This is a genomic window from Pseudomonas sp. LBUM1640 (assembly GCF_059716225.1).
Genome location: NZ_CP166816.1, coordinates 4,543,846 through 4,557,510, shown reverse-complemented (window position 1 = coordinate 4,557,510; position 13,665 = coordinate 4,543,846). Strand labels below are relative to the sequence as shown.

Below are 13,665 nucleotides of genomic sequence, written 5' to 3'. Positions count from 1 at the left end.
TTCGTGGCGCAAGCTTTGGTCAGCGCAGGGCCAGCGCTGATAAAAAGCCCTATCAACTCACGTTGATGGAATCGGTAGTGATCTCAAGGATTGGTATTTTTTAGCGCCTCCAAGCGCTCACCTAGCAGATTCCAGGCAGTGGCCATTTCGGCGGCGTAGCTGTGGCGCTGGTAAATTCGCTTCATTTTGTTGTCTTCAGTGTGGTTCAAGCAGCGCTCAGCTACCTCGGGCAGTACGCCTAGGGCGGTCATCAGTGTTGCACCTGTACGGCGAAGATCGTGGGGCGTCCATTTACCGCCTGGCAGTAGAAGGGCCTGAGCTTTAGCGCTACGCCGGCTCATTGTTCCTTGTTCGGGCTGACGTTGGCGGTCGCCGAGTTGTTTGGTCACAGTCTTAGAGCTAACCGGACCGCTGTTATCGGTGTTGGGGTAGCACCAGGTCGATTTGCCGTTGACCTGTTGGACCCGCCTAAATTGCTCTACCAGGAACCTGGAAAGGCTAATCACGTGTGGTTTACCATTTTTGCTATTTTCGCCAGGGATTAACCAGGTTTTCTGCTCGAGGTCGATGTCTTCCCACTTGCTGCTCAGCAACTCACCGATACGACAGCAGCTTGAGAGGGCAATCCAGATAGCGGCTTCGGTGGTGACCAATAAGCCTGCCTGTGGCGCTTTTTGGTAGAGAAGACGTATTTCGTCATCATTCAAGACCCGATCACGCTCCACATCTTTGCCACCAATTTTAGCCTTGCGAATACCTGCACTGGGATCGTGCTCGATGAGGTCCCTATCCACAGCAAACCGAAACATTTGACGCACGAGAGAGAACGCGATTTTTGCCGCACGGTTAACACCCCGAGACAGCATCGCATCGGTTACTTCAGTGATGTGACCCTTTTTCACGTCTGCTACTGCGATGCTGCCAAGCAGAGGCAGTACGTCTTTTTCGAACATTCGGCGCACCTCCGCGCCGCCATCCTTACGATTGATGAGGTCGATCTTCGCCCAATGCTCAAATAGTTCAGTCACACTCTTGCGCGCGGCATGGCGTGCCAGCTCCGATGCGGCAGTCGCTTTCTCAGCGTCCAGTTTTGCCAGTCTGGCGCCACGCTCAGCGATGCGTGCCGCCTCTTCGGACTCAAGGTGTTCACGAATATTTTTGATGCCTGTCTTGTGTAGGCTTGCCAGCTCCATTGCTCTCTGTCGTGCGTCCGACAGCGTCATGGTCGCGTCATCGTCCCCTGGCCCGTAAGTGCCAATTGGCAAGGCGTATCGCTTGCCTGCTTCGCTTGAATATTGGAAATAGAAAAGGCGATCCCCTGCGGGGGTGATTCGAGCCAGCAGTGAGCCATGACCCCAAATGGCTACCTCACTCATCCATTTATGAGTTAGGCCAGGCTTTGCCTTCATCGCCTTATCTGTGAGATTGGCCACGGCTAGTATCCTTGGTAGTGAATTGGTAGTGAATTGAGAGGGGCTTTGAGCGGATGATATCGGATGCTAACGGATATCGATATAGAGGATGTCCAGTGTTTAAAGGGGTTGGTGAGGGTGTTTCGGATTTTGCAGGACGCTGCTGGACTACAATTCACCTTTATGGGGTGCTAGGGGTCGAGTGTTCGAATCACTCCGTCCCGACCATATTTTTCAGTGACTTAGGCCAATGTTCACAGCATTGGCCTTTTTCATGTGCGTGACATTTGCGTGACTTGTCGTTTTTTTCACGCCTGCTTCCTCTTCAAGATTGTCAGGACCGGTCCGCGAGAGTCGGTTGCTGATACCATGTTCGCAGCTTCAATCAGATGCCCGAGCTCAGCGCCCGAGTAGTGACTGGTGATGCTGCCGTTCTTGTGCCCGAGTAGGGCCTTGCGATCTTCCTCGGTTACGCCTGCTGCGCGCAGCCGACCGCCAAACGTGTGCTTGAGGTCATGAATCCTTATGGATACATAACCTGGGTGAGCGGGGCGAAGGTTTTCCTCCTGCCAGAGTTTCGCCGCTCTCACCCTCGCCTTCTTCCAGGCCGAGTCGTTCATCCGATGCATCGCGCTGCCGTTGTATGGGAACACCCATTCCTTGCTGATGCCGCGCTGCTTCTCAATGATCGACCTGGCCACACTGTTCAGCACCACCAGCCGCTCGTCACCGTTCTTCACGCCAGAACGCTCATGCCGACCCCTGAAGTCTGCCGGTATCAGAAATACGCTGGTGCCAAGTTCCGGCACTGCAATCTCCCAATCCCACCTAAGCTTGCAGACCTCCTGCTCGCGCGTGCCGGTTTTCACTTTGAACAGAGCCATCGTTTGCAGGTGAGCCGGCAACTCTCCAAAAAGAATCGACTGCTCCGGCCATGACATCGGGTACGGCTTGCGGCTCGACTTCTTCTCTTCCAGCTTCGTGAGCATCGGCACGCTATCCAGCCACGGCCTGCGCTCATCATCTCGCCACTTCCTGGCACACAACGACAAAACCCGAACCACGCGCTCGATCGAGATATTCACCGTTCTGTTGCTGACACATTTCTTTACCTTCCCGCATTCCAGCTTCTTTGTCGCCAGCCTGTCTTTGATGAACGGCACAAGGGCCTGGTCATCGATGTGGGTCAGCGGCATGTCGCCAATGAATGGGTCCAGCTGTGAAAGGTGGTGAGCAGATAGCTTGATTGACGGCTGGTCTTTGAACTCCAGCAGGAAGTGAGTCGCCGCCTCCCGCCAGATCCTCACCTTCTTTACTCCGTACACCTTCTGTTGCCGGATCTGCTCCAGCCTGTAGATCAGGTAGCGCTCCGCTTCTTCCCGGTCACCAGTTCCAGTGCTTTCGTAAAGTCGTTCTCCGTTGATTTTCTTGTCGATATGCCAGATACCTTTCCTTTGGGAAAGGCCTGTGATCGATTTTCGCGCCATGATTTATCTCCTTTCTGGCGCTCGCTGCGGGGCGATTGTTGCTCCGTTGCGCCTTTTTTATCAATCGCCTTTGCCTCGACGTATGCTGTGGCCCAGTCGTCCAGTTCCTGGCGGTCGAACCCGACGCCGCGCCCGCCGATGGGGAACTCACTTACGAAAGGCCTGACGGTTTCGTCGAATATCCGCTGCCGGCGAACAAAAGACGTGCTGAATCTGACGGTTAATGGTGTCACGCGAAGAATGGCCAAATGCACGAAAATCAGCGGCGATTTGGCGGGCGCTGGAACGGCGCCGCCCAGTTTTTGGGCCCGCGTGGAAAATCAGCGGGATTACCGTATTCTCGACTGGACGTCCTTGACGCCCACCCGTTTCGACGCGGTTGAGATGGCCTGCACGGGCATCAAAGCGGGCGATCCCATCGGTTACCTCGGGCTTACAGAAAATCTTACCGGCGAAGATGGCGGCGTCACCAGCAAGTACCAGGTTCATGTTGAGATATTCACCACCGAAGCGGGGGGCAAGGACTTCCTCAAGAATGTGGCGGGCTTAAAGTCCGGAAAGCAGTATGTACACCTTGCTGCCGGGGCCGGACTCAAGAAAAAAGCACCTGCTACGGATGTGACGCTACTCAAGAACCAGCACGCGGTAGATTTGAGTAAGGCTCCAGTTATCAAGGGGCGCGGCTTGTCATCAAGTTTTTTGATGGGGGATACTTGTTTTGTAGGGTTGTTAATGCAGTTTTTCGCCAAAAAAAATAGCAATCGCATGAGTAAGGAAGGCAGAGATAAGACTTCCGATTATTATTTTGGTGAATATTATTTTTTTTAAGCGTTTATCATAGTATGCCAAAGTCATTAGCAAAAAACCGGCAAGCGACAAAATAAATGATATTGTTGGGAGAATAACTGTCATGCCTGTGAATTCATACGATGCGTCTCGACCCCGTGCTCTATAAGTAAGTACGGTGTGCTGAAACCAAACCGCGCTAATTGATAACGCTAAAAAATATAAAGAGATGGTGCCGAGCAATGCGGGCAGTAAAAATGATATTTTTTTCATGGTGGGTTTCTCATGTGCTGCTTTCCTGCACTTATAGCATCGCCCATTTTTTATTTGATATAAAGGAGTGCTGTTTTTGATGTGGCAACTTTTGCATGATTTTTCTTTAGGCTTCATTGTTTCACACATTCGATTATTCGAGTTTTTGCGCCGCACTGAGCAATTCACCAAATTGAAGGTGTAAGCGGGAGCCATACACCTTCCAGTGCTAGCACAAGGCCGGTGGTGGCGTGGGTTTACGCCAAGCAGGCATGCTCAGGCAGGACGGCATCGAAACCAAAGCGGCGATAAAAACCGCGGAGGAAGCCATATCATATATTGTTATATGATGGAGAGCTACACTCTTAATATTCTAGTTTATATTTTAGTATCTGTTTGGAGTTATAGCTTGGTAGTTTATGATGAGAAGTGCTTGCCGTCCATGCTTCTCAATATGGCTACCGAGTGAACTGGCCGATGCGGCCCTTAATTAAGGGTGTAGGGGGTGGGCTGTAAAACAAGATAGGTTAGTGAGATGCCTAAAAATAGGTCTGAGAGAATCCTAGGTGAAATGAATGCCATCGTTCCAATTAATATAATTCGAGTCTTAGTTGTTTGTAAGTCGCTCTGTTGAAAAAATGAGTAGATTTAAAAATCAAATGCGTCTGTGACGATATGCTTTGATCCCATATCGCCTGCGTCGCCCCAACACTACAGTACTCGTAACACCCGCTAATAGATTCATGCCAGTTAAATTAAGTTTCTTGCTTACTTGTCAGTGATACGTATATAAAGTCGAAAATTTAGCTCGTGGATCACATCGAAATTTTAAAATAAGTGCGCAAAAAGTTGCGCGTCGCTGCGCAACTTTTTGCTGCTCTCCTGTACATGATTAAATACATGCTCTACAGAAGTCCATCCGAAGGATTGTCCACAATTTGTGTGAGCGGCTTTCTGTGCACTGTATGCGATGCGCTATTGTTTTGGTTACAGCAAGGCGCCAATAGTAGGGGTGTGTAGGGATTTTCTTGCTGATCGTTGGGAATAGTCCTATATATTTTAATATTAATCCCACTTAATCTTGGCGTTCTCTGACATCTCCGCGAGAGTCTTAGCGCAAATCGACGGCTTTCAAAGATTAAACATCGTCTGATGAAGGCTTATTGTGTTGCTGCCAACAACTCAAAAAGGAGCTGCGCAATGGAACAGGCATCCACCGAAATCCTAGAGGTCGTGGAAAGTAGTAAGTATGTTTTAGAAAGCGAAGTTCTTGTACGCGAAGTGAAAATCACACTGAATATCGAGCTTCTAAACCCTACCGTAGGTATAAAAATTTGGCTAAATTAGTGGCCTTGAAGGTCCCGAGTATACCTATACTCTCAGTCACTATTTTAAAACTCCAACTCAAATTTCAGCTTATCGTTCGGGTAGTCGCTCGCACTCGACTGAACAGTCCGCTATCGAAGCAGCTATCGGTGCGCTGACCATGCACTACCCTGAGGCTATCAATAATGACCACGAACCTGACGAGTCATGGCTGATAGCTAATCCGGACTACTAATCACTTCACAGGGGCCGCATACGTCAATCGCTCAGCCCTGTTTGCCGTCGTTATACCGATTGCAATGGCGTCAGCAAGCTGTTTTGTTGTCATGTTGGGATAGGCCTCCACCAATCTGGAGATGTACGTCGGAACCGTCGATTTTTCAGGCAGTACCAAAAATCTTTTAATGAATGGGCTGCCGTAAATCAATTGTTTTGGGACAGGCATGGATATTTAACGGAACTGGGTTTATAACTAGCAACAAATCGTAAGAGAACTATTTCGGTTAGCGATAACAACCGGGAACATCATTCCTCGCGGTTTTCGACGAGATTTTCTGGTAGGGGACGGCTTACGTCTCCTGACTGATATGGGCTGACCATACAATTACCAAGCGATATCCTTTCCAAACGGAACTTGAATGCCAACCTCACAACGTTTGCCCCTTGCCCATAGGCCGATAACCATCCTGGGTTCCGGCCACGCCCTGCCCGAGTTAGTGGTCACTAGCCCTGAACTGGATGATGAACTGGGCCTGGCGGTCGGTAGCGTGGCACGTATAAGCGGCGTGATTCAACGGCATGTTGCTAGCCGCACCGAAAACGCCGCCAGCCTCGGCGCCATTGCCGCACGCAATGCTTTGCAGGCAGCAGCACTTGAACTGCAACAGATCGATCTGATCGCCTGCGCCAGTGGCACCATGGATCAGGGCATGCCGTGTAACGCCGCCCTGTTGCACCGGGCGTTGGGGTTGGGCTCTTCCGGTATCCCCGCTATAGATATTAACGCCAGTTGCCTGGGGTTTATCGCCGCAGTTGACACGTTGTCGTGTTCACTGATTGCCGGGCGCTACCAGCGAATTCTTCTGGTCTGTTCGGACATTGCGTCTTGCGGATTGGACTGGCAACACGTGGAGGTTTGCGGGATATTCGGTGACGGCGCGGCTGCGGTGGTACTGGGGGTCAGCAATGACGGCGCCAGGATCCTTGCTTCAAGCCTCAAGACATTTTCTGAAGGCGCGCATCTGTGCCAGATTCTAGCCGGTGGCTCGCGTTATCACCCGCGTCGCACCGACAGCCCATTTGAGCCGCTGACCAGTTTTTCGATGCAGGGCAAAGCGGTGTTTCGCCTGGCGGCTAAACATCTGCCTACGCTGGTTGATGAACTACTAGAGCAGGCCTGTATGACCCGGGCCGAGATTGACTGGGTTATCCCCCATCAGGCCAGCCTGCAAGCGATGCAACATGCGGCTAGGCGGCTGGGCTTCGGTCCGGAAAAGGTCGTCGATATTTTCGCCCGGCACGGCAATCAGATTGCAGCTTCTCTGCCTACTGCCCTGGACATTGCCATTCGCGATCAGCGCATTCAGCGCGGACAGCGGCTGATGCTGATAGGTACCGGCGCAGGCTTGTCCCTCGGCGGTATGATCCTGGAGTACTGATGAAAATTCTCGTCACCGGAGGCACCGGGTTTATTGGTCGACACATTGTCTGGCGGCTCGCGGCCCAAGGCTGTGAAGTCCAGTTTACTGGCCGTAACGCCAGCGCGGCTGCCGAGGTTATTCGCCACAGTCCTGCCACTGTGTGCTGGGTGCCGCTGGAACACGGCGCGCCCGCTGCCTCCTACACGCTGAGCCAGGCCTCGCGGGGTTGTACGGCCATCGTCCATTGTGCGGCGCTGTCTTCTCCGTGGGGCACGTCGCAAGCATTCACTCAAGCCAACCTTGATTCCACCAATGAAGTGCTTCGGGCTTGTCGCGTCAACGAGATTGAACGCCTGGTGCATTTGTCCACGCCCAGTCTTTATTTTGCCTTCCGTGATCGCCTCGGTATCCGTGAAAGCGAACCACTGCCGCCGCCTGTCAATGAATACGCTCGCAGCAAAGCCCTAGCTGAAATACGGGTGCACGAAGCCGGGCTTGCCCAAGCCGTGATCTTACGTCCACGTGCGGTGTTCGGCCCGTGGGACGGCACGCTGATGCCACGCTTGCTGCGTGTCATGCAGCGCGGATCCATTCCGCTAATGCGCGGTGGTCAAGCGCATTTGGACATGACCTGCGTGGACAATCTTGTCCACGCAGTAGCGTTAAGCCTGACTCAAAGGTTACCCAGGGCGGTATGCACCTATAACGTTAGCAACGGCACGCCACTGACCATTGCCGACTTGTTGCAGCGTGTCGCGGAGCAGTTCGGTTTGAACCTGCGCACCCGACGCTTGCCGTGGCGGTTGATGGACGCGGTAGCACGGCTACTGGAAACCAGCGCTCGCCTGCGCGGCAGCGGCGAGCCGTTACTGACGCGCTATGGCGCTGGAGTGCTGGCGTTCAGTCAGACCTTGGACCTGAGTGCTATTCGAAATGAGCTGGGCTACCGCCCCGTAGTGACTCAGGACGAAGGCATTCGCTTGCATGCGCAGTGGTGGCTCGCCCGACAAGGAGTACGACCATGAGCTGCACCGTCAGCCTCAATGTACTGCGTGCCGGCTGGTGCCAGCATTTGGAATGCATGGCTGATCGTGGCGGGCGCTGGGCGCCAGCGCGTTTTCCAGCGCTATGTGGCCTGATCCGCCATCCCAATGAGGGGTGGATATTGTACGACACCGGTTATGCCGAACACTTTTTCAACGCCACTCAAGCGCTGCCTGAACGCTTGTATCGCGGTGCAGTGCCCGTGGAGTTACCGATGAAGGAGCAACTGCTCGCCCAATTGCGGGCTTTCGATATTAGTCAGGATGACATTCGTACGGTGATAATTTCGCATTTTCACAGTGACCACATCGCCGGACTTCGGGACTTTCCCCGCGCTTCGTTCATCGCCCTGGATGCGGACCGCAAGCACATCGAAAGCCTGCGTGGTCGTCGCTGGCGCGCCACTCTCGGCGGCCATCTACCTGAGTTGTTACCGGACGATTTTGCCGTCCGGTTGAACCTTGCTGACACCTGCAAAAACGCCACCTTGCCGGAGTGGATGGCACCTTTCAGGCAGGGTCTCGACTTGCTCGGCGATGGCAGCCTGATTGGTGTTCCGCTACCGGGCCATAGCGAAGGTCAGTTGGGCTTGTTTATCCCTGATGCTCAAGGGCGTCCGGTGTTTCTGGTGGCGGATGCTTGCTGGTCCGCACCTGCCTGCCGGGCCGGTCGGTTGCCAGCCCCGCCAGCTTTGTGGTTTTCCAGTCATGACGCCAGACAATATCGTCAGACCTACAGTGACTTGGGAACTTTGATTCGTCGTGAGCCAGCGGTGGCGGTGTTGCCGTCCCATTGCACGTACGCGTGGGAGGCGTTCAGCGATGAGCAGTGAGCGCTTGATTGGTACGTTGCGCAGCGCAGTCAGTTTCCTGCTCAGCCGCTACTGGCTTCGGTTTACCCGGCGCGACCGACTGGAAGCCTGGCAGGCACGGCAGTTGAAGCGTTTTCTGCAACGGGTATTACCCCAGGCGCAGCGCTTCAAAGGCCGCGCTGTCACTGCCCTTGACGACCTGCCGCTGATGGACAAGACCGCGCTGATGGGCGACTTTGCCGGATTCAATACTCGTGGTTTGAGCCTGGCGCAGGTACTGCCGGTGGCGCGCCAGGCTGAAGCATCTCGGGATTTCAACCCGACGTTAGGGGATATCACTGTGGGACTGTCGAGCGGTACCAGTGGCAATCAAGGTGTCTTTTTAGTCAGCACACAGGAGCGCCAACGCTGGGCCGGTATCCTGCTGGCTCGGACCATGCCGCGCCATCTGCTGCCACGCTTACTCTGCCCGTGGCGTTCGCCGTTGCGCATAGCGTTTTTCCTGCGGGCGAACAGCCGACTCTACACGACGCTTTCCAGTCGTCGGATCGACTTTGCTTTTCACGACTTGACGCTGGGCCTTTCGGCGTCGCTGGCCCAACTCGACGTACAGAATCCGGATGTGTTGGTGGCTCCGGCCACCGTACTGCGAGGTCTGGCCGAAGCGGCGTTGGCAGGGAGACTGACGATCAGCCCCACGCATATTCTGTCGGTGGCTGAGGTCCTTGAGCGTGATGACGCCAAAGTTGTGCAGGCAGCGTTTGGCGTAGTGCCACAGCAGATTTATCAGGCCAGCGAAGGCTTCCTGGGTTACACCTGCGAGCAGGGCACCTTGCACCTGAACGAAAGCCATCTGCACATCGAAGCGGACTGGCTGGACGTCGATCGCACGCGTTTTCAGCCAATTGTTACCGATTTCTCACGGCGTACGCAGATGATCGTGCGCTACCGTCTTAACGATATTTTGCGGGTCGCCGAGGAACCTTGCTCCTGCGGGCGAGTTGAACGGGCGATTGCTGCCGTCGAGGGCCGTGTCGATGACATTCTCTGGCTGCCTGACCTAGCTGGAAGTCAGTTGCGGGCTCTGTATCCCGACGTACTGCGGCGCGCCCTGCTGATGCACGGTACCACTCTGCAAGAATATGAAATCCACCAGCATGGGCTTCGCTGGCAGATCAACGTGCGCGCGGCGGGCGACCACGCAGACCTGTGCCGTGCCTTGGGCGATAGCCTCCAGGTACTGTGCCGCCAACAGGGGTTGCAACCTCCGGCGTTGAGCTTCGGCCAATGGCAAACGCCGCCTCCACACGTCAAGCGTCGGCGCTTGAAACTGTTGCAATTACCTGAGGGTTTGCCATGCACGTATTGATTCTCGGCGCACGTGCGCCGGCTTGTCTGGAGTGGGCGCGGGCCTTTGATGAAGCGGGGTGGAGGGTGAGTGTGGGAGATTCATTGACCCAGCCGCTTAGTCGATTCAGTTGCTCGGTGCAGCACTTCGTGCGCCTGCCAGAGCCCAGGCATGACCCGCAGGCTTGGATCGAAGCGCTCGCGAAGGTGATTACCGCGCAGCGCATTGATCTGTTGTTGCCCACTTGCGAAGAAGTCTTTTACCTGGCCCATGGTCTTGAGCGCCTCGCCCCGCTTTGTCGGGTAATGACCTCCGATTTCGCTCTGTTACACCGTTTACATCACAAAGGTCGCTTCGCAGCCATGACCCGCGGCTGGGCGCTTGCCGCCCCTGAAACCCGCCTGCTGACTAATCGGCAGGCGTTGCAGGTTCTGAGCGACGAGGCTGCGCAATGGGTGTTCAAACCGGCGTACTCGCGCTTCGCCTCGCAGACCTTGATACGCCCATCCGTTCGACAACTGGCCAAGGTGCAGCCCAGTGAAGCGGCGCCTTGGGCAGCGCAGCGATTTATTGACGGTCGTGAGTATTGTAGTTTCAGCGTGCTGATCCACGGCGAGCTGCGTGCTCACAGCTGTTACCACCCGCGCTATCGGGTGGGCCGTGGTTCGGGAATCTTTTTCGAGCCCTGCGCGCCTGTGCCGGTGCGCCAGTTTCTCGAGCAGTTTGGTCGCGAGACCGGCTACACCGGCCAGGTAGGATTCGACTTTATCGAGGATCACAGCGGGCGTTTTCATGTGTTGGAGTGCAACCCACGGGCGACCAGCGGTGTGCACCTATTCGACAACCAGCGACGGCAACTGGTGGCCAGCTTGAGTGATAAGGGTTTGGTTGAGCCAACGCCAGAACCTCGGATGATTGCGCTAGCGATGCTCCTGCTGGCGGCGCCGCTGCGAGGCTTGAGTCCGCAGTTCTGGCGTGACTACGCTGATGCACGCGATGTCATTACCCGCAAGGGCGACTTCTGGCCGCTGACGGCGCAAGTATTGAGCCTGGCCGAAATCATCACACGTGCGGTGTCCCGACGATGCGGTTTGTTGGCCGCGTCCACGGCTGACATCGAGTGGAACGGCCAGCCATTAAGCGAGCGCACGCCATGAAGTTGCTGCTAGAGGAAGAGCTACTCAGCGAACCTGCCCGGCCAGATGACAGTCCCGCCCGGTGTTATGTGCGGGCCTGTGCCAGTGGGATGCTGATTGGCAATGTCAGTACTCGGATGGCGCTGCTCGACACCGGGACGCAGCAGTTCCCAGTGAGTATCACCGAAGGCAACGAGCCGGATGACAACTGCTATGTAGTGTCTCCCCAAACGGCCTACAGCAGGTATGCCCGCGAAGAACTCAAGCGCCTCGGCCGGCCATGGCTGACCTGGCCACTGAAGGCGCTGACCCAAGGAGTGGACCACCTGCTGCGCAGGGCTAAGGTCGACAAACTGGTACAGGTCAACAACTGGTTGCTGTCGACCAATCTCTACCCGACAGACTGGGACGTTACCGAACTGCAGGCGATTACCGCATTACTGCGCAAAACCTTTCCCAGGCACGGGTTTGGCTTCCGTTCGCTCAACGACTTCAGCAATCGAGACGTGCGCCAATGCTTGGAAACCCTAGGCTACCTGAGCATTCCCAGCCGCCAAGTGTATCTGTTTGACGGTCGGGCTGGAATGCAGGCGCCATTTCTAAAGCACCACAACACCCGGCTGGATACCACATTGCTACGCCGTAGCCCCTATGAAGTGGTACCGGGCAGCGCGCTGAGCGACGCCGATTTTCAGCGCATTGAGCACCTCTACAACCTGCTTTACCTGGACAAGTACTGCACGCTGAACCCGCATTACAGCGCCCAATGGATGCAGCGCGGTCAACAGGAAGGTTGGCTGCAAATGCGAGCCTTGTGTAGCCCAGAAGGACGTATTGATGGGGCGTTGGGCTGGTTCGCCAACGCGGCACTCATAAGCACTCCGATAGTCGGTTACGACACCGCGCTGCCACAACGGGCCGGGCTTTATCGGCAACTGACGCGCCTGTGCCTACAAGAGGCTGTCGAGCGCCGCCAAGTGCTGAACTTCAGTTCCGGTGCCGCCGAGTTCAAACGCTTGCGCGGTGGGCAGCCGCAGATTGAATACAGCCTGATCTATGTCGCCCATCTGTCTTGGGGCCGACGGTGGGTGTGGACCGTTCTTAGCCGACTATTGCATGGCATCGGCGTGCCCCTGATGAGGAAGCTCAAACTGTGAATACAGACGCCCAGTGGTGGCCAGTGGCGCTGAGCCATGAGCTGCGAAATACGCCGTTGGCGTGTCAGGCGCACCACCTGCCGCTTGTGCTGTTTCGCGACGAAAACGGGCGTGTCGCCGCATTGCCGGATCGCTGTCCGCACCGCTTCGCACCCTTGAGCGCAGGCAAGGTCCGTGACGGCCAGATCGAATGCCCCTATCACGGCTGGCGGTTTGCCGCTGACGGACGTTGCGCCCGCGTGCCTGGCGCCGATCTGGCAGCTTGCAGCAAGCCGTTGCTCGCCAGATTACCCAGTTGCGAGGTTCATGGGCTGGTCTGGGTCAGCCTTGGTGCTGAGTATCCCTCAACGTCGCCCGTCGCTCCCGCTGAACAGCGAAACGACCTCGACACGTTCTGGATCACCGGTCATGTGCGGTGTTCGTTACAGGAGGCGGCAGAAAATTTCCTCGACGGTTTCCACACCCATTTCGTCCATGCTGGGTGGATTCGTCACGACCGGCAACGGCAGAAAATCACCGCACGGGTTCGCCCGCTGGCGGATGGCGTCGAGGCTCTCTACAGCGAAGAGGGTAAACAGTCAGGGCTAATATCGCGACTGTTCGAAGGTGAGCGTGGCGCCAGTATGGGACGTTTTCGACTGCCGGGGCTGGCGGAAATTGAGTATCGCGACCGCCACGATGGCCTCAATCTGTTGGTCAGTGTCTGGCTGACTCCTTGTGGCGAGGGTCGGTTACGCCTGTTTGCCCGTATCGCTACGACTCGTGGGTTGCTGCCAGCGCAACTCAAACGCATTGTCCTGCGACGATTGTTCAGGGTCATCCTGCATCAGGATCGGCAGATACTGGAACAAGTCAGTGCCAATCAGCGGCGTTTTCAGGCGTCCCCTGCGACACCGCTGGATGGCCCGCAAGACTTACTCGGACCGGACATCCGGCAATTGCTTGAGCATGGTCAGCCTCTGGTGTTTGCGCGACGTGAATTGACGATCTGGCTCTAGATTACTAAGCGCGTCAGATGAAAACGGTGGTCAGAGCGACGAAGGAAGCGAATCGCTCTGATAGATTTCGTATTGAGCGGCGATATGGCAAGATTTATAGGGGAGGGGGCAACGAAAAAAACACCAACGTAGACTTCTTTTCTGCTATCGCCGAATATATTATATTAATTTGGTAAATAGCAAAAAAGTAACCGCCGCTAAACTAAATAGCTTAGAGGGTGCAGAAAAGAAAAAATACTTACCCTGAAATAATGCGCCAGAACAACAA

Annotated in this window: 11 protein-coding genes; 9 read left to right on the top strand and 2 right to left on the bottom strand. The window is 55.3% G+C overall.

From position 1 onward, the window contains the following. Positions 1-83: 83 nt before the first annotated feature. Positions 84-1,433, bottom strand: a complete 1,350-nt coding sequence (locus ACA065_RS19950; protein ID WP_497691187.1) for a tyrosine-type recombinase/integrase — start codon at positions 1,431-1,433, stop codon at positions 84-86. 287 nt (positions 1,434-1,720) lie between these two features. Further along, a complete protein-coding gene (locus ACA065_RS19945) occupies positions 1,721-2,899 on the bottom strand; it encodes a tyrosine-type recombinase/integrase (RefSeq protein ID WP_497691186.1) in 1,179 nt (392 codons plus the stop codon). A gap of 204 nt (positions 2,900-3,103) precedes the next feature. Between ACA065_RS19945 and ACA065_RS19940 the strand changes: the two genes are divergently transcribed. The 9 genes from ACA065_RS19940 (at position 3,104) to ACA065_RS19900 (ending at position 13,397) form a co-directional block, all read left to right on the top strand. After that, entirely contained in the window at positions 3,104-3,727 is a 624-nt protein-coding gene (locus ACA065_RS19940; protein ID WP_497691185.1) for a hypothetical protein, read from the top strand. 1,410 nt (positions 3,728-5,137) lie between these two features. Continuing rightward, positions 5,138-5,284: a hypothetical protein gene (locus ACA065_RS19935; protein WP_497691184.1), complete on the top strand. Its 147-nt coding sequence runs from the start codon at positions 5,138-5,140 to the stop codon at positions 5,282-5,284. 617 nt (positions 5,285-5,901) lie between these two features. After that, positions 5,902-6,921: a 3-oxoacyl-[acyl-carrier-protein] synthase III C-terminal domain-containing protein gene (locus ACA065_RS19930; RefSeq protein WP_497691183.1), complete on the top strand. Its 1,020-nt coding sequence runs from the start codon at positions 5,902-5,904 to the stop codon at positions 6,919-6,921. Continuing rightward, a complete protein-coding gene (locus ACA065_RS19925) occupies positions 6,921-7,928 on the top strand; it encodes an NAD-dependent epimerase/dehydratase family protein (protein ID WP_497691182.1) in 1,008 nt (335 codons plus the stop codon). Before ACA065_RS19930 ends, ACA065_RS19925 begins: the two co-directional genes overlap by 1 nt. Further along, positions 7,925-8,779 carry an MBL fold metallo-hydrolase gene (locus ACA065_RS19920; RefSeq protein ID WP_497691181.1) on the top strand — a complete coding sequence of 285 codons (855 nt, stop codon included), beginning with the start codon at positions 7,925-7,927 and terminating at the stop codon, positions 8,777-8,779. Before ACA065_RS19925 ends, ACA065_RS19920 begins: the two co-directional genes overlap by 4 nt. Continuing rightward, positions 8,769-10,127: a F390 synthetase-related protein gene (locus ACA065_RS19915; protein WP_497691180.1), complete on the top strand. Its 1,359-nt coding sequence runs from the start codon at positions 8,769-8,771 to the stop codon at positions 10,125-10,127. Before ACA065_RS19920 ends, ACA065_RS19915 begins: the two co-directional genes overlap by 11 nt. Beyond that, positions 10,115-11,263, top strand: a complete 1,149-nt coding sequence (locus ACA065_RS19910; protein ID WP_497691179.1) for an ATP-grasp domain-containing protein — start codon at positions 10,115-10,117, stop codon at positions 11,261-11,263. Before ACA065_RS19915 ends, ACA065_RS19910 begins: the two co-directional genes overlap by 13 nt. Beyond that, positions 11,260-12,399, top strand: a complete 1,140-nt coding sequence (locus ACA065_RS19905; protein WP_497691178.1) for a hypothetical protein — start codon at positions 11,260-11,262, stop codon at positions 12,397-12,399. The genes ACA065_RS19910 and ACA065_RS19905 overlap by 4 nt, the downstream gene beginning before the upstream one ends. Further along, on the top strand, positions 12,396-13,397 hold the full coding sequence (locus ACA065_RS19900; RefSeq protein ID WP_497691177.1) for a Rieske 2Fe-2S domain-containing protein: 1,002 nt from the start codon (positions 12,396-12,398) through the stop codon (positions 13,395-13,397). Before ACA065_RS19905 ends, ACA065_RS19900 begins: the two co-directional genes overlap by 4 nt. Positions 13,398-13,665 lie beyond the last annotated feature (268 nt).

Coding starts and splice junctions, on each gene's coding strand:
- ACA065_RS19945 (WP_497691186.1), bottom strand. CDS start 2,899: ATGGCGCGAAAATCGATCACAGGCCTTTCCCAAAGGAAAGGTATCTGG.
- ACA065_RS19935 (WP_497691184.1), top strand. CDS start 5,138: ATGGAACAGGCATCCACCGAAATCCTAGAGGTCGTGGAAAGTAGTAAG.
- ACA065_RS19930 (WP_497691183.1), top strand. CDS start 5,902: ATGCCAACCTCACAACGTTTGCCCCTTGCCCATAGGCCGATAACCATC.
- ACA065_RS19925 (WP_497691182.1), top strand. CDS start 6,921: ATGAAAATTCTCGTCACCGGAGGCACCGGGTTTATTGGTCGACACATT.
- ACA065_RS19920 (WP_497691181.1), top strand. CDS start 7,925: ATGAGCTGCACCGTCAGCCTCAATGTACTGCGTGCCGGCTGGTGCCAG.
- ACA065_RS19915 (WP_497691180.1), top strand. CDS start 8,769: ATGAGCAGTGAGCGCTTGATTGGTACGTTGCGCAGCGCAGTCAGTTTC.
- ACA065_RS19910 (WP_497691179.1), top strand. CDS start 10,115: ATGCACGTATTGATTCTCGGCGCACGTGCGCCGGCTTGTCTGGAGTGG.
- ACA065_RS19905 (WP_497691178.1), top strand. CDS start 11,260: ATGAAGTTGCTGCTAGAGGAAGAGCTACTCAGCGAACCTGCCCGGCCA.